Source organism: Mesorhizobium sp. CA7 (assembly GCF_020165015.1).
GTDB lineage: Bacteria > Pseudomonadota > Alphaproteobacteria > Rhizobiales > Rhizobiaceae > Mesorhizobium.
The window spans coordinates 180,547-195,666 of the sequence record NZ_JAIUHH010000004.1 but is presented as its reverse complement, the minus strand read 5'-3'; the positions used below and the strand labels follow the sequence as shown (position 1 = coordinate 195,666).

Annotated in this window: 13 protein-coding genes; 7 read left to right on the top strand and 6 right to left on the bottom strand. The window is 65.1% G+C overall.

The features are described 5' to 3' along the window. The first annotated feature begins 139 nt into the window (after positions 1-139). Both glyS and LB552_RS10985 read left to right on the top strand, forming a co-directional pair. Positions 140-2,464, top strand: coding sequence for a glycine--tRNA ligase subunit beta (gene glyS, locus LB552_RS10990; RefSeq protein WP_224605252.1), 2,325 nt, complete (start codon positions 140-142; stop codon positions 2,462-2,464). 266 nt (positions 2,465-2,730) lie between these two features. After that, positions 2,731-3,081 (top strand): ATPase, encoded by a 351-nt coding sequence (locus LB552_RS10985; RefSeq protein WP_224605250.1) that lies wholly within the window; start codon positions 2,731-2,733, stop codon positions 3,079-3,081. 97 nt (positions 3,082-3,178) lie between these two features. Here LB552_RS10985 and LB552_RS10980 read toward each other — a convergent pair whose 3' ends face one another. Both LB552_RS10980 and LB552_RS10975 read right to left on the bottom strand, forming a co-directional pair. Next, positions 3,179-3,568, bottom strand: coding sequence for a hypothetical protein (locus LB552_RS10980; RefSeq protein WP_224605248.1), 390 nt, complete (start codon positions 3,566-3,568; stop codon positions 3,179-3,181). Positions 3,569-3,667: 99 nt separating this feature from the next. Next, on the bottom strand, positions 3,668-4,168 hold the full coding sequence (locus LB552_RS10975; protein ID WP_224605245.1) for a hypothetical protein: 501 nt from the start codon (positions 4,166-4,168) through the stop codon (positions 3,668-3,670). A gap of 171 nt (positions 4,169-4,339) precedes the next feature. Here LB552_RS10975 and LB552_RS10970 point away from each other — a divergent pair, with 171 nt between their 5' ends. The 3 genes from LB552_RS10970 to LB552_RS10960 all read left to right on the top strand — a co-directional run bounded on the left by LB552_RS10970 (position 4,340) and on the right by LB552_RS10960 (position 7,568). Then, on the top strand, positions 4,340-5,302 hold the full coding sequence (locus tag LB552_RS10970) for an L-threonylcarbamoyladenylate synthase (protein WP_224605244.1): 963 nt from the start codon (positions 4,340-4,342) through the stop codon (positions 5,300-5,302). A gap of 79 nt (positions 5,303-5,381) precedes the next feature. Then, entirely contained in the window at positions 5,382-6,815 is a 1,434-nt protein-coding gene (locus LB552_RS10965; protein WP_224605219.1) for an FAD-binding oxidoreductase, read from the top strand. A 186-nt stretch (positions 6,816-7,001) separates the two neighbouring features. After that, entirely contained in the window at positions 7,002-7,568 is a 567-nt protein-coding gene (locus LB552_RS10960; RefSeq protein WP_140545535.1) for a DUF6101 family protein, read from the top strand. Between the two features lie 163 nt (positions 7,569-7,731). Here LB552_RS10960 and ubiA read toward each other — a convergent pair whose 3' ends face one another. Together ubiA and LB552_RS10950 are read right to left on the bottom strand one after the other, a co-directional pair. Next, positions 7,732-8,715 carry a 4-hydroxybenzoate octaprenyltransferase gene (ubiA, locus tag LB552_RS10955; protein WP_095770156.1) on the bottom strand — a complete coding sequence of 328 codons (984 nt, stop codon included), beginning with the start codon at positions 8,713-8,715 and terminating at the stop codon, positions 7,732-7,734. A gap of 66 nt (positions 8,716-8,781) precedes the next feature. Then, a complete protein-coding gene (locus LB552_RS10950) occupies positions 8,782-9,693 on the bottom strand; it encodes a LysR family transcriptional regulator (RefSeq protein WP_224605216.1) in 912 nt (303 codons plus the stop codon). Positions 9,694-9,784: 91 nt separating this feature from the next. Here LB552_RS10950 and LB552_RS10945 point away from each other — a divergent pair, with 91 nt between their 5' ends. Beyond that, on the top strand, positions 9,785-10,579 hold the full coding sequence (locus tag LB552_RS10945) for a phytanoyl-CoA dioxygenase family protein (protein ID WP_224605213.1): 795 nt from the start codon (positions 9,785-9,787) through the stop codon (positions 10,577-10,579). A gap of 188 nt (positions 10,580-10,767) precedes the next feature. Further along, on the top strand, positions 10,768-12,048 hold the full coding sequence (gene purD, locus LB552_RS10940; protein WP_224605200.1) for a phosphoribosylamine--glycine ligase: 1,281 nt from the start codon (positions 10,768-10,770) through the stop codon (positions 12,046-12,048). Positions 12,049-12,057: 9 nt separating this feature from the next. On the opposite strand, the gene LB552_RS10935 is transcribed toward purD, so the two are convergent. Beyond that, positions 12,058-13,428: an alpha-glucosidase/alpha-galactosidase gene (locus LB552_RS10935; protein WP_224605198.1), complete on the bottom strand. Its 1,371-nt coding sequence runs from the start codon at positions 13,426-13,428 to the stop codon at positions 12,058-12,060. 20 nt (positions 13,429-13,448) lie between these two features. After that, a complete protein-coding gene (locus LB552_RS10930; protein WP_224605195.1) occupies positions 13,449-15,119 on the bottom strand; it encodes an ABC transporter ATP-binding protein in 1,671 nt (556 codons plus the stop codon). Position 15,120: the final 1 nt, after the last annotated feature.

The following is a 15,120-nucleotide window of genomic DNA, read 5'->3' as shown; positions in this document are numbered from 1 at the left end:
CGAAAAATTCCGCGAAATCGGTCGAAGAGGCGATCTGCTGGCGGGGTGACAGCGGGCGGCCGAGTTGCTATCTCCCGCCCATTCGTTTCGGCGCTTCGCGCCGACCCTCCCCATCAAGGGGAGGGTGGGGAGCTTAACTATGCCCGACCTGCTCTTGGAACTCCGCTCGGAAGAGATTCCCGCCCGCATGCAGCGCAAGGCGGCCGGCGACCTCAGGAAGATGCTGACCGACGGTCTGGTCGAGGCGGGTCTCACCTATGAGGCGGCGCGCGAATATTGGACGCCGCGGCGCCTGGCGCTCGACATCCGTGGCCTGACCGCGCGCTCGAAGGACATCCGCGAGGAGATCAAGGGTCCTTCGACCACGGCGCCCGAGCAGGCGGTGCAGGGCTTCCTTCGCAAGGCCGGCCTTTCGTCGATCGCCGAGGCGCATGTCCATTCCGACCCCAAGAAGGGCGACTTCTACGTCGCCCACATCGCGAAGCCGGGCCGGGCGGCCGAAGAGATCATCGCCGAGCTGGTGCCGGGCATCATCAAAAGCTTTCCCTGGCCGAAATCGATGCGCTGGGGGCCGGCCTCGGCGAAACCCGGCTCGCTGCGCTGGGTACGGCCGCTGCAGTCGATCGTCTGCACCTTCGGGCCGGAGACCGAGGAGCCGGTGATCGTCGATTTCGAGATCGACGGCATCCGCGCCGGCAATATCACCTATGGCCATCGCTTCCACGCGCCGGGCGCGATCACCGTGCGCCGCTTCGACGATTATGTGGCGAAGCTCGAGGCGGCCAAGGTCGTGCTCGATGCCGACCGGCGCAAGGAGATCATCCTGGCCGACGCCCGCAACATCGCTTTCGCCAACGGCCTCGACCTTGTCGAGGACGAGGGCCTGCTGGAGGAAGTCTCCGGTCTGGTCGAATGGCCGGTCGTGCTGATGGGCGAGTTCGAGCAGGACTTCCTCACCATTCCGGGCGAGGTCATCCGCCTCACCATCCGCGCCAACCAGAAGTGTTTCGTGACGTCGCGCCCGATCTCCCCCTCGGAGGGGGAGATGTCGGGGAAGCCGACAGAGGGGACTCAGCGCGAGGCCCCCCTCTCTGCCCTGCCGGGCATCTCCACCTCTAGGGGGGAGATTCGCCAATCGCTTTCGAACCGCTTCGTGCTGGTCGCCAACATCGAGGCGAGCGACGGCGGCAAGGAGATCGCCTACGGCAACGGCAAGGTGGTGCGCGCGCGCCTGTCCGATGCGCTCTATTTCTGGCGGACCGATCAAGGCGATTTGCCCGACCTCGATCAACTCGCTGAGTCGGCGGCGAAGTTCGACCTGGATTTGAAGAAGCCGCTCGACCAGCGCATGGCGCGCCTCGATCATCTCAACGTGACTTTTCACGCGAAGCTGGGCACGCAAGGCGCGCGCGTTGAGCGTATCAAGCGGTTGGCTGAGGAACTGGCGCCGACGGTCGCCTCCGGCGACATCCCCCCCTTGAGGGGGGAGATTACCGCGCTCGCAAGCCGTGCCGCCGTGCTTGCCAAGGCGGACCTGCAAACCGAAGTGGTCGGCGAGTTCCCCGAGCTGCAAGGCGCCATGGGCCGCAAATATGCGCTGCTGCAGGGCGAGCATCCGTCGGTCGCCGCGGCCGCCGAGGAGCACTACAAACCGCAAGGCCCATCCGACCGCGTGCCGACAGATCCGGTCTCGGTTGCCGTCGCGCTCGCCGACAAGCTCGACACGCTCACCGGCTTCTGGGCGATCGATGAAAAGCCCACGGGCAGCAAGGATCCGTTCGCGCTGCGACGTGCGGCTCTTGGCGTGGTCAGAATACTCGTCGAGAACCGGATTCGTCTGGCGCTGACGTCTGTTTTCGCCAAGGCCTTTGCAAACTTCAAAGGCGGCGCTGACCAGTCGTCCGACCTCCTCGCCTTCTTCCACGACCGTCTGAAAGTCTATCTGCGTGAAAGCGGTGCACGGCATGACTTGATCGATGCCGTGCTGTCAGCGGGCTCGCGCCCAATCTCCCCCACAAGGGGGGAGATTGGGCAATCGCCGAACGACGACCTCCTGCAGATCGTCCGCCGCGTCGAGGCGCTCGGCTCCTTGCTCGACACCGAGGAGGGCAAGAACCTGCTTGCCGGAACCAAGCGCGCCGCCAACATCCTGGCCGCCGAGGAGAAGAAGAAAACGGCAATCGCCGAGACCGTTGAGCCGGCGCTGTTCCGCGAGGACGCGGAAAAGAAGCTCTATGCCGCGGTGAATCAGGCCGAGAAGGAAGCCGGCCAAGCAATTCAAAACGAAGATTTTTCTGCCGCCATGCTGGCGCTTAGCGTGTTGCGCGAACCGGTTGATTCATTCTTTGAGCGTGTTCTCGTGAATGATGAGGACCAGGCCGTGCGCGCCAACCGTCTGGCGCTGCTCGCCCGCATCCGCGCCGCCACCGACCAGGTCGGGGATTTTTCAAAAATCGTCGGCTGACGGCTCGGAAAACCGCACATTCGAGCCTGCCCGCATCGGCTAGGATGCCGGCAGTCTTGAACAATTCGGCGCCCGAAATTTAATGCGCCGGAGCCGGCTTACAGTCATATGACGATGACCTCCGCATGGGACAAAGGTGCATGTCGTCCAGAAGCGCTGAGCGGTCCTGGGGCAACGACATGCATCAACCAAAGACCTAAGGCGCGTTGCCCGAAATCGTTTCGCGGGGCACGCCGTAAGACATTCCCCAAACACGGAGGCATGCCATGAATTCCGTTGACGATATCGACCTGAATGAAGAGACCCCGGCCGCCGCCGCGGCGATCGAATCCGCTTCCGAAAACCTTCTCGACCACGCTGCCGCCGCGGCGGTCGAATCCGCCGATCCGTCCGAAGACGACGAGGAAGACGGCGACGAGGAAACCACTGCCTCGGCCGACGACGAGTCGGACGACCAAGATGAAGGCGACGAAGACGGCGACGACGAAGACGCCGACGAAGAAGCCAAAGCCTCGGGCGACGATGAGTCCGACGACGAGGATGAAGATGGCGACGATGATGAGGACGAAGCCGATGAGGATGAGTCCGACGATGACGACAAGGAAGAAGCGGCCTGAGCCGTCTCCTCTCGTCTGAACCATCAGGGGCGGCGCGTCGCGCGTCGCCCTTTTTCGTCGGTGCGGCTCTTGTCGGTCTTCCAGGAAGATTGACCCGTTAATCCTCCACTATGCTGACCCGCACACCGTCCGAATAGACATCGACCTCGATCAACGGCTCGCCATTGACGATGGCGCGCCTTGTGGCGCTGCTCATGGCGCCGCCGCGTTCCAGCATGCGCTGCAGGTCGGCGCGCGAGCCGTCGCTGCGGAACCAGGCATCACCCTGGTCGTCGCTGTCGCGCCGGTGGAATTTATGCCAGTTGGCGCGGTCCTGCCGCACCATCTGCGCCGCGCTGCCGAGCGGGTAGCCGTCGCTGGCGCGGTGATCGCGGTCGGAAATCCGCGCCGTGTAAGAGCCAAGCATGTCGTCGGCCCGTGCCGTACCCGTGCCCAGTGTCGTCGCCGTCAACAGTGCGGCAACGGTCATTGCTTTCGAAACAGTCATGAAACCCCTTTTTGAAATGCCGGCGCAATCGTGCCCGATCCGATCACGGGAATCGGACAGGTTAAGCGCCTAGCATGCCAGGGCCGGATCCAGTGTGATCTACATCGCCTTGCCGACGCGCGGCACCGACGGGGCGCCTTGCGGCTGCGCGCCGCCGCCCGACGCATTGGCCGTCGCGGCCGGCTGTCCGCCGGTTCCGCTGTTGCCGTTCGAAGCGGACGCGGTGCCGTTCGCGGGCGTTGCCGGCGTGGTGCCGTTTGCCGGCGCGGCGGCGGTTGTATTTGCCGGTGCCGTGGGCTTGGCCGCCGGGGGCGTTTCGAAAGCGCCGCCGACAATGCCGCCGCGAATGATCATCGGGGCCTGCTGGCGCCCGGATTTCGCGGGGATTGCCGCGACCTTTTCGTCGGTGACGGCGGGCACAGGCTCGCCAAGCGCTATCATCGACGGCGTCGAGGCCGCAGACAGCTTGGTCGGGTCGATCGCATTCAGCCTGATAACCGAAGGCGTCGAGGTCGAGGGTGCCACCACGACGATTGACGAGGCATGTGCCGCGCCGTTCATCGCCAGAAGGCTGATACCGAAAGCTCCGAGCAAACGCATTACAAACTCCCAAGCCGCAACCGCATTGAACCCGCACCCTAGAGCCGTCCGATTGAAGCCGGCTTGCACGGGAACTTAACATTTTAGGGATTGATAAATCGCCAATGCCCGCACTTGCCCGATGCAAGCGGCCGTATTACGGGACCGGCATGTTCAGGACTGGTGGCGGATTTGGCTGAGATACTGGCGGTCGGCGAGGCTATGCAGCAGGCATTGGCGCTGCTCGAAGGGGGCGACGTCGTCGCCATCCCGACAGAGACGGTTTACGGCCTGGCCGGCGATGCCACCAATGGCATTGCCGTGGCGCGCATCTTCGAGGCCAAGGGCCGGCCGCGCTTCAACCCGCTGATCGCCCATGTCGCCGATCGCGCGATGGCGGACCGTATCGCCGGCTTCGATCCGCTCTCGGCAAAACTGGCCGAAGCCTTCTGGCCGGGTCCGCTGACGCTGGTGCTCCCGCAGCGCGCCGGCAACGGCATCCACCCGCTCGTCACCGCGGGGCTGGACACCATCGCGTTGCGCATGCCGCGTGGGTTTGGCGGCGAGCTCATCGCCCGGCTCGGCAGGCCGCTCGCAGCCCCGAGCGCCAATTCCTCCGGGAAAATCAGCGGCACGACAGCGCAGGCGGTCGCCGCCGATCTCGGCGACAGGATCAGGCTGGTCGTTGATGGCGGCGCGACGCCGGTCGGCCTGGAATCGACTATTCTCAAGGTCGAGAACGGCAAGTTGCGGCTGCTGCGGCCCGGCGGCATCGGCGCCGAGGAGATCGAGGCGGTGGCCTGTGCGAAGCTGTCGCGCGGCGCCAGCGGCATCGAGGCGCCGGGCATGCTTGCCTCGCATTACGCGCCGGGCGCCGCGATGCGGCTCAATGTCGGAAAAATTGCCGAAGGCGAGGCGTTGCTTGCGTTCGGCCGCAACCGCGCCGAGGGCTGGGAACGGGCCGTTGCGCTGCGCAATCTCTCTGAAAGGGGCGACCTGCGCGAAGCGGCAAGCAACCTCTTTGCCTATATGCAGGCGCTCGACCGTGTCGGCGCCGCGACCATCGCCGTCGAGCCGATCCCGTTCGAGGGCCTGGGCGAGGCGATCAATGACCGGCTCGCCCGCGCCGCCACGCCGCGTGATAAGCCGGCCTGAGTCTATCTCTCTGTTCTGACGCAATTCCGGACGGAAACCGCTTCGCACTTTTCCTGGAATTGCTCTAGTCTCGCCGCCCATGAACGATCAGCCCTTGGACCTCGATCCCGCCGTCATCGACCGCTTCGCGGCAATCGTCGGCGACAAATATGCGTTGCGCGATCAGGCCGACATCGCGCCTTACATCACCGAGCGGCGCGGCCTTTGGCACGGCCGGACATCGCTGGTGCTGCGCCCCGGCAGCGTTGAGGAAGTGAGCCGCATCATGCGACTTGCGACCGAGACCGGAACGCCGATCGTGCCGCAAAGCGGCAATACAGGCCTGGTCGGCGCCCAGGTGCCGGACAGATCCGGCCGCGACATCGTGGTCTCGCTGTCGCGACTGAACCGCATCCGCGAGATCGATGTCCTGTCGAACACGGTAACGGTCGAGGCCGGCGTCATCCTGCAGACGCTGCAGGAAGCGGCCGACGCCGCCGACCGGCTGTTTCCGCTCTCGCTCGCTGCCCAGGGCTCCTGCCAGATCGGCGGCAATCTCTCCTCCAATGCCGGCGGCACCGGCGTGCTTGCCTACGGCAATGCGCGCGAGCTCTGCCTTGGCGTCGAGGTCGTGCTGCCGACCGGCGAGGTGTTCGACGATCTGCGCAAGCTGAAGAAGGACAACACCGGCTACGATCTGAAGAATCTCTTCGTCGGCGCCGAAGGGACGCTCGGCGTCATCACCGCCGCGGTGATGAAATTGTTCCCGAAGCCGAAGGGCAGGGAGGTGGCCTTTGCCGGCCTGCCATCGTCGCCGAAAGATGCGCTTTCGCTGTTCACCCTGGCGATGGATCGCGCCGGCGCATCGCTCACCGCTTTCGAGCTGATCGGCAAAAGGCCATACGATTTCACGCTCAAGCACGGGCAAGGCATCACGCGGCCGCTGGCCGACGACTGGCCGTGGTATGTGCTGATGCAGGTCTCTTCCGGCCGCTCCGAGGAAGACGGCAGGGCGCTGATCGAAGAAGTCCTGGCCGAGGCTCTCGATCAGGGCGTCGTCGGCGACGCGGTAGTATCGGCAAGCCTTGCCCAAGGCGACGCCTTCTGGAATTTCCGCGAGACGCTTCCCGAATGCCAGAAGCCCGAAGGCGCTTCGATCAAGCACGACATTTCGGTGCCGATCGCCTCGATCCCGGAGTTCATTGAAAAGGCGGCCGGCGTGGTGGAGGGAGTCTGCCCCGGCGCGCGCGTCGTCTGCTTCGGCCACATGGGCGACGGCAACCTGCACTACAACATCTCGCGTCCCGTGGATTGGCAGGACGAGGCGTTCCTCGAACTCTACCACCCTATGAACCAGGCCGTGCACGATGTCGTGCGCTCCTTCCATGGCTCGATCTCGGCCGAGCACGGCATCGGCCAATTGAAACGCGACGAGCTGATCGCCACGGCGCCGCCGATGGCGATCGACCTGATGCGCCGCGTGAAGGCCGCCTTCGATCCGGCAGGCATCATGAATCCCGGTAAGGTTATCTGATCCTCACCTCATCCGGCGGTCGGTCGCATTCCGATAACCATTGGCTCAGATCAGCAAAATTTAACCGACTTTCTTAAGCGCGCCGGTAAGAAGCGAGCGCTAATGTTTCTTCCCATAACGAGGCCGGAAAAACCGGCCCTGAGAGAACCGGAAAAACGGCCCTCAGGACTAACAGGGAAGACATCGATGAACACTGGACTGAAGCCAGTCTGGGCCGGGCGCAATATGCGTCTCGACCCATTTCGCCTGCCGCAGATGGTGAGCTATGCCACCCGCGACGACTATGGCGATGTGACCTTCACCATCGACCAGCGCGGCGCCGTCATCCGCCGTGTGCTGGAGATGAGCGGCGTGCCGGCGATCATCGCGCTGCCCGCCAAGGCGTTCCGCGGCGTCGCCGCGCGCGCCATGGAGGATCCGGACGGCAATGTCACCGTGACGCTCGAGCTCCTCCACAATGATCCGATGCTGTCGGTGCCGCTCCTGGTCGCCGACGACCTCGACGACGTCGCCGCCGACTGGCGCGCCTGGGCCGATGCCTATCGCCTGCCGATGCTGCTGATCGAGGCCGACGGCATTGCCCGCACCCTGGAAGAATCGCTCGGCGCCGCCATCAAGGCGCTGCCGCCGCAGGAGCGCCGCAAGGGCCGTGTTTCCACCACGCGCCGCCCGCGCTTCCTCGCCCGCCGCAAGGCCGGCAATCTGGGCCTGAGGCTGGTCATCGACGGCCAGGAGATTATCGCAAGGGAGTAGTGCGATTTTCCCTTCTCCCCTTGTGGGAGAAGGTGGATCGGCGCGCAGCGCCGAGACGGATGAGGGGTGCTCCAGAGGAGTGAGACGCTGGTGTCCTCTGGAGCACCCCTCATCCGTCGCCTTCGGCGACACCTTCCCCCACAAGGGGGGAAGGGGGAGCCCGCTACACCAGCGGCTTCAGCCAAATCCACACGGACCCGCCGATCAGGCCGAGGAAGATCAGCCAGCCGACCTGGTTGTTCGACTTGAACAGTTTCAGGCATTGGTCCGGATTGTTGATGTCGAGTCGGATGATCTGGCGCGCCATATGCGCGCCGGCGGCGATCAGCCCGGCCAGCGCCACGATCGGCACCTGGGCGGATGCAAAGGCGATGGCGAAGCAGACCAGCGCGCCGCCATAGAGTCCAACCAGCCAGGTCTTGGTGTTGTCGCCGAACAGCCGCGCCGTCGAGCGCACACCGACGATGGCGTCGTCTTCCTTGTCCTGATGCGCGTAGATCGTATCGTAGCCGATCACCCACAGGATCGAGCCGATATAGAGCATGATCGCCGGATCATCGAGATCGCCGAATTCGACCGCCCAGCCCATCAGCGCGCCCCAGGAGAAGGCCAGCCCAAGCACCAATTGCGGCCAGTTGGTGATGCGCTTCATGAAAGGATAGACCGCGACGATCGCCAGCGAGGCGATGCCGAGCGGAATGGCGAAGCCGTTGAACTGCAACAGCACGGCCAAGCCCACCAGCGCCTGGATGATGACGAAAGCCCAGGCCTGGCGGCGTGTCACCTTGCCGGCGGGCAGCGGCCGCGAGCGCGTGCGCTCGACCTGGTTGTCGATGTCCTGGTCGGCGAGATCGTTGTAGGTGCAGCCGGCGCCGCGCATGGCGACAGCGCCGATGAAGAACAGCAATAGATACCAAGGCGTCGGCAGCAGCGTCAGCAGCGGGTCGGTCGGGCGCGGATAGGCGCCCGCGGCAAGCGCTGCCGACCACCAGCAGGGCCATAAAAGCAGCTGCCAGCCGATCGGCCTGTCCCAGCGCGCAAGCTGCGCATAGGGCCAGAGCCAGCGCGGCAGCACGCGGTAGACCCAATGGCCGCTCGGCGCGTCGGCGACACGGCCCTGGATCGCTTTCGACTGGACGGTTTCCATCACGCTGGAGTGGCAGCAGCAAGCAGCGCCGTCAAGCGGCCGCGTTGTCGCTAAGGCGCTGAAAACCTAGGCGGTGAAAACATCGTGACCGGCAAACCATGCCTTGGCGACGTCGATGAACGCCGCGGCCGCTTTCGACAGGCGCTGGCGCGTGTCGTGGGTCAGGATGATGCGCTGCATGGGCAGCGGATCGGAGAGCGGCTTGCAGACCAGCGGCAGGCCGTCATAGCTGCGGTCGCCATAAGGCCTCGTATAGCTGACCGCGACGCCGAAGCCGTTGGCCACCATGGAGCGCTGCAGCTCGAACGAACTCGTCGTCGCCCGCGCGACCGGCGACAGGCCGCGGCTGAGGAAGAGGTCCAGCATATGCTGCCAGCTATGCGGTTGGTCGGTGGTGATCAGCGGATGCTGCGCGAGTTCGGCCAGGCTGACGGCGTGCTTGTCCGCCAGCTCATGGCCGGCCGGCAAAAGCGCGTGCGGCCGCAGCTCGTGCAGGAGAATGCGCTTGAAATGCCCGGGCAGGCCGAGATCGTAGGTGAGGCCGAGATCGACGGCGCTGTCGGCCAGGCGCCGCCCCAACGTCTCGAAGGTTTCATCGCCGATGACGACGGTGACGGCCGGGCAGCGCTCGGCGAAGGCCCGCATCAGCGCCGGCGCGAAATAGGGCGCCAGATCCTCGAAGCAGCCGAGCGCCAGCTCGCCGCCGACATCGGCGTCACGCGAACCGAGCGCCGCCAGCTCGTCCGCCTCGCCCAGCACCTGCCTTGCCTTGGCCACGGCCCTGCGGCCGAAGGATGTCAGCGAAACGCCGCTGCCGCGCTGGCGCACGAACAGTTTGTGGCCCAGCGCGTCCTCGACATTGTCGATCGCAACTGAGATGGACGGCTGCGACACGTTCAGCGCCTGGGCTGCCGCGGTCACGCTGCCATAGCGGGCCACGGCAACGACATAGCGCAATTGCGCGAGGGTCAGTCTCATAGGTTATAACTATAAACCAGATGGCAAGTTATTATTTTACCCGATGTCGGGCGCTTGCGATAGTCGCTTGCCAACCCAAGGAGAGTACGCCATGGCCAGCCCAAAGATCGATGCTTCGACGATTGCCGATTATCAGCGCGACGGCGCAGTCTGCATTCGCGGCGCCTTCAAGGACTGGGTCGACGTGATCGCCGACGGCATCGAGCGTAATATGCGCAACCGCAGCGCCGCCGCCTCCGACATCGCCGACGGCAAGGGCAGCTTCTTCGACGACTATTGCAACTGGGAGCGCATCCCGGAATTCGTCAGGATCGTGCGCGAGTCGCCGGCCGCCGAGCTCGCAGCCGCGGTCATGCAGTCGCGCAGCGCCCAGTTCTTCCACGACCACGTCCTCGTCAAGGAGCCCGGCACGCAGAAGCCGACGCCGTGGCACCAGGACATTCCCTACTACTTCGTCGACGGCAGCCAGACGGTGAGCTTCTGGATCCCGATCGATCCGGTGAAGGAAGCGACGCTGAGGCTGATCGCCGGCTCGCACAAATGGGAAAAGATGGTGCTGCCGGTGCGCTGGGTGAACGACGACAACTTCTACGCCGGCGAGGGCGACTACCTGCCTGTGCCCGACCCCGACAACGACCCGTCGATGAAGGTGCTCGAATGGGAGATGGAGCCGGGCGACGCCATCCTGTTCGACTTCCGCACCGCGCACGGTGCGCGCGGCAACCTGACGGCGGCGCGGCGCCGGGCGCTGTCGCTGCGCTGGGTCGGCGACGACGCACATTATGTCGAACGTCCCGGCCGCACCTCGCCGCCCTATCCGGGTCACGACATGAAGCCCGGCCAGAAACTGCGCGAGGATTGGTTCCCCGTCATTTTCCAGAGCTGAGGCATTCCAGAGCTGAGCCGCTCTCCGAAACTCCCGTTTTCCCCGACCGGTCAAATTCGGCACCTGTCTCATCGGCCTTGATGAGGCCCATGTTCCCGTGCGCAATTGCCGCCAAAATGCCGAGACGCCTTGACCCGCCGCCCGTGGACCAATAGCGGGTTCAGGGAGACGATCAGCAAGAGGTGGCCATGAACGTTCTTCTTCTTGGTTCGGGTGGCCGCGAACATGCGCTGGCCTGGAAGATGTCCGCCTCGCCGCTGCTGACGAAGCTCTATGCCTCGCCCGGCAATCCGGGCATCGGCCGCATCGCCGAACCGGTGAAGCTCGACGTCGCCGACCATTCTACTGTGGCCGCCTTCTGCCAGGAAAAGAAGATCGATCTGGTCGTGGTCGGTCCGGAAGGTCCGCTGGTGGCCGGCATCGCGGACGATCTGCGCGCCTGGGGCATCCGCGTCTTCGGCCCCTCCAAGGCGGCGGCGCGGCTCGAGGGATCGAAGGGCTTCACCAAGGATCTTTGCGCCAGGTTCAACATTCCGACCGCCGCCTATGGCCGTTTCAGCGACCTCGCCTCGGCGAAAGCCCATGTCGAGAAGACCGGGGCGCCGATCGTCATCAAGGCCGACGGGCTCGCCGCCGGCAAGGGCGTCGCCATCGCCATGACGCAGGACGAGGCGAACGCCGCGCTCGAAGCCTGCTTCGACGGCGCCTTCGGCGCCGCCGGCGCCGAGGTCGTGGTCGAGGAATATCTGACCGGCGAGGAGGCAAGCTTCTTCTGCCTGTGCGACGGCGCCACCGCGCTCCCCTTCGGCACCGCGCAGGACCACAAGCGCGTCGGCGACGGCGATACCGGGCCGAACACCGGCGGCATGGGCGCCTATTCGCCGGCGCCGGTGATGACGCCGGAAATGACCGAGCGCACCATGCGCGAGATCATCGAGCCCACCATGCGCGGCATGGCCAATCTCGGCGCGCCCTTCGCCGGCATCCTCTTCGCCGGCCTGATGATCACCGACCAGGGCCCCAAGCTGATCGAGTACAACACCCGCTTCGGCGATCCCGAATGCCAAGTGCTGATGATGCGGCTGAAGGACGATTTGCTCGTCCTGCTCAACGCCGCCGTCGACGGCCAGCTCGCGCATATGTCGGTCCGCTGGAGCGACGAGACGGCGTTGACCGTGGTGATGGCGGCCAGGGGTTATCCCGGCGCGCCGGAAAAGGGCTCGGTCATCCGCGGCCTCGACGAGGCGGAAGGGGAGGGCGTCCAGGTCTTCCATGCCGGCACCGCCATCAATGGCGGTGCGCTGGTCGCCAATGGCGGCCGTGTGCTCAATGTCACCGCGCTCGGCACGACCGTCGGCGAGGCGCAGGCCAAGGCATATGCGGCGATCGACCAGATCGACTGGCCGCAAGGCTTTTACCGCCATGACATCGGCTGGCGCGCCGTCGAGCGCGAGAAGGCCGGGGCGTAATTCCGGAATTCAGGCGGCCGCGCTCTTGCGCCGGCCTCGCGCCCAAGCCGGCAGCCAGTCGCCATGCGCGGCAAGCAGGTCGTCGACCAAGGACCAGATCTGATCGAGGTCGAGCTCGGCCGCCGTATGCGGGTCCATCATCGCCGCATGGTAGATGTGCTCGCGGTTCTCGCTCATCAGCGCCCGCACCGTCAGCTCCTGCACATTGATATTGGTGCGGATCAGCGCCGTCAGCTGCGGCGGCAACTCGCCGATGTAAGTGGGCTGGATGCCGGAGGCATCGACCAGGCACGGCACTTCCGCCGCGCAGTCGAAAGGCAGCGAGGTGATGCAGCCATTGTTGCGGACATTGCCGTAGATCACCGACGGCTCGCCGGTCCACACCGAATTCATGATCGAGGAGGCATATTCCTTCGACTGCTCGACCTCGATCCGCTCGGCCGAGCGATAGGCTTCCGCCTGGCCCTTCCAGCGCTCGATCTGCTCGATGCAGCGTTTCGGATATTCGTCGAGCGGAATGCCGTATTTCTCGATCAGGTCGGGTCGGCCGTCCTTGATGAAATAGGGCGTGTATTCGGCGAAATGCTCCGAGCTTTCGGTGACGAAATAGCCGAGCCTGGTCAGCATCTCGTAGCGCACCTTGTTCGGGCAGCGCGGGTTCCAGCCGGGTTTTGGCGCACGGCCCTCGCGATAGGCGCGCACGAGGTCGGGATAGAGGTCGCGGTAGGTGCCGTCCGGCTGGCGATGCTCGAACTTGAGATAAAAGGCCATGTGGTTGATGCCGGCCGAGCGGTAGCGGATCTCCTCATAGGGAAGGTCGAGATCGTGCGCCAGTTCCATCGCCGTGCCCTGCACCGAGTGGCAGAGCCCGACCTGCTTGATCGTGGGATATTTCTCGGCGATCGCCCAGGTGTTGATCGCCATCGGGTTGACATATTGCAGCATGATCGCTTCCGGGCAGACCGCAAGCATGTCCTCGCAGATCTTCCATAGATGCGGCACCGTCCTGAGGCCCCGCATGATGCCGCCGACGCCGAGCGTGTCGGCGATGGTCTGGCGCAAGCCGTATTTCTTCGGCACCTCGAAGTCGGTGACGGTGCAGGGCTCGTAGCCGCCGATCTGGAAGGCGACGACGACGAAGTCGGCGCCGGAAAGCGCCTTGCGCTGGTCGGAATAGGTCTCGGCCTTCGCCTTGACGCCGAGCGTCGCGATCAGCTTGTTGACCACGACGGCGCTTTCTTCCAACCGCTGCGGGTTGATGTCCATCAGCGCGATGGTGGCACCCGACAGCGCCGGCCGCTGCAGCACGTCGCCGATGATATTCTTCATGAACACCGTCGAGCCTGCGCCAATGAATGTGATCCTGGGATTTCTTGCCACTGTAAAAACCTCCGGCACTTCTAAGCCACGTCGAAAGCGGCCCTGACGAGCCGTTCGGTGTAGGCGGTCTTGGGATTGGAAAGGACCTCGTCGACGGGTCCCTGCTCGACGATCTTGCCGTGCTGCATGACGATGACGCGGTGGCAGAGCGCCCGCACCACCTTGAGGTCGTGCGAGATGAAGAGATAGCTCAGGCCGCGCTCGTCCTGCAGCTTGCGCAACAGGTCGATGATCTGCGCCTGCACCGAAAGGTCGAGCGCCGAAGTCGGCTCGTCGAGCAGGATGAATTCGGGCTCCAGCGCGATGGCGCGCGCGATCGCGATGCGCTGTCGCTGGCCGCCGGAGAACTCGTGCGGGAAGCGCGACAGGATGTTGCCGGGCATGCCGGCGCTGACCAGCGCCTCGCGCACCCGCTCGTTCCGCTCGCGCCGCGTCGCGCCCAGACTGTTGACGACCAGGCCTTCCTCGATGATCTGGCCGATCGTCATGCGCGGGTTGAGCGAGGAGAACGGATCCTGGAAGACGACCTGCATGCGCGAGCGCAGCGGCCGCATCTCGGTGCGTGAGAAGTTCTCGATCGGCTGGCCGTCGAAGCGGATCTCGCCGCGCTTGGCGTCGGCCAGCCTGATAAGTGCCTGGCCGAAGCTGGTCTTGCCGGAGCCGGATTCGCCGACCAGCCCCAGCGTCTCGTGACGGCAAAGCTTCAGGTCAAGATCATCGACCGCGACCAGCTCGCGCCAGTCCGGCTTGAGGAAGGAGCCGTGGCGCAGCATGAAGCAGACGCGCACGCCGTTCGCCTCGAGGATGGTGCCGCTGCTCTCCGGCAGTGGCTGCGGGCGGCCGCGCGGCTCCGAGGCGAGCAGCCGCTGCGTGTAAGGGTGCCGCGGGTCGGCGAACAGCCGCTCGGTGACGTTGTGCTCGCGCATTTCGCCATGCTGCATGACATAGACGTAGTCGGAGAACTTGCGCACCACCGTGAGATCGTGGGTGATCAGGATCACCGCCATCCGCAGTTCCTTCTGCAGGTTGCGGATCAGGTTCAGGATCTGCGCCTGCACCGTGACGTCGAGCGCCGTGGTCGGCTCGTCGGCGATCAGAACGTCGGGCTCGTTGGCCAAGGCCATGGCGATCATCACCCGCTGCCGCTGACCGCCCGACAGCTGATGCGGATATTGCTTCAGCCGCGCCTCCGGCTCGGGGATCTGGACATGCCGTAGCAGCTCGAGCGCGCGCGCCCAGGCTTGTCTGCGCCCGACTTTGCGATGCACCCGGATTGCCTCGACGATCTGGCTGCCGACCGTATAGATCGGGTTGAGCGAGCTCATCGGCTCCTGGAAGATCATCGAGATGCGGTTGCCGCGCAGCTTGCGCCGGGCGCTCTCGGGGAATTTCAGGATGTTCTGCCCGAGATATTCGACGCTTGATCGCGGCGAGACGGTTGCCCGCCTGGACAGCAGCCCCATGACGGTGCGCGCCGTCACCGACTTGCCGGAGCCGGACTCGCCCACGATCGCGATCGTCTCGCCGCGATAGATCTGGAAGGAGACGTCCTTGACCGCCTCGACGGTGCCGTGCTCGACCTTGAACGCGACCTCGATGTTGCGGGCGTCGATGACGGGTTGGTCATGGCGTCCGCCATGGTCGAGCCGGATGGCCGGCGCGAGGGAGTCTGCGAGCGCGATCGTCGTCATC

Bases quoted from the DNA above. Each gene is read 5' to 3' on its own strand.
- ubiA (WP_095770156.1), bottom strand. From the start codon at position 8,715: ATGGAAACCGTCCAGTCGAAAGCGATCCAGGGCCGTGTCGCCGACGCG.
- LB552_RS10985 (WP_224605250.1), top strand. From the start codon at position 2,731: ATGAATTCCGTTGACGATATCGACCTGAATGAAGAGACCCCGGCCGCC.
- LB552_RS10945 (WP_224605213.1), top strand. From the start codon at position 9,785: ATGGCCAGCCCAAAGATCGATGCTTCGACGATTGCCGATTATCAGCGC.
- purD (WP_224605200.1), top strand. From the start codon at position 10,768: ATGAACGTTCTTCTTCTTGGTTCGGGTGGCCGCGAACATGCGCTGGCC.
- LB552_RS10930 (WP_224605195.1), bottom strand. From the start codon at position 15,119: ATGACGACGATCGCGCTCGCAGACTCCCTCGCGCCGGCCATCCGGCTC.
- glyS (WP_224605252.1), top strand. From the start codon at position 140: ATGCCCGACCTGCTCTTGGAACTCCGCTCGGAAGAGATTCCCGCCCGC.
- LB552_RS10950 (WP_224605216.1), bottom strand. From the start codon at position 9,693: ATGAGACTGACCCTCGCGCAATTGCGCTATGTCGTTGCCGTGGCCCGC.
- LB552_RS10965 (WP_224605219.1), top strand. From the start codon at position 5,382: ATGAACGATCAGCCCTTGGACCTCGATCCCGCCGTCATCGACCGCTTC.
- LB552_RS10960 (WP_140545535.1), top strand. From the start codon at position 7,002: ATGAACACTGGACTGAAGCCAGTCTGGGCCGGGCGCAATATGCGTCTC.
- LB552_RS10975 (WP_224605245.1), bottom strand. From the start codon at position 4,168: ATGCGTTTGCTCGGAGCTTTCGGTATCAGCCTTCTGGCGATGAACGGC.
- LB552_RS10980 (WP_224605248.1), bottom strand. From the start codon at position 3,568: ATGACTGTTTCGAAAGCAATGACCGTTGCCGCACTGTTGACGGCGACG.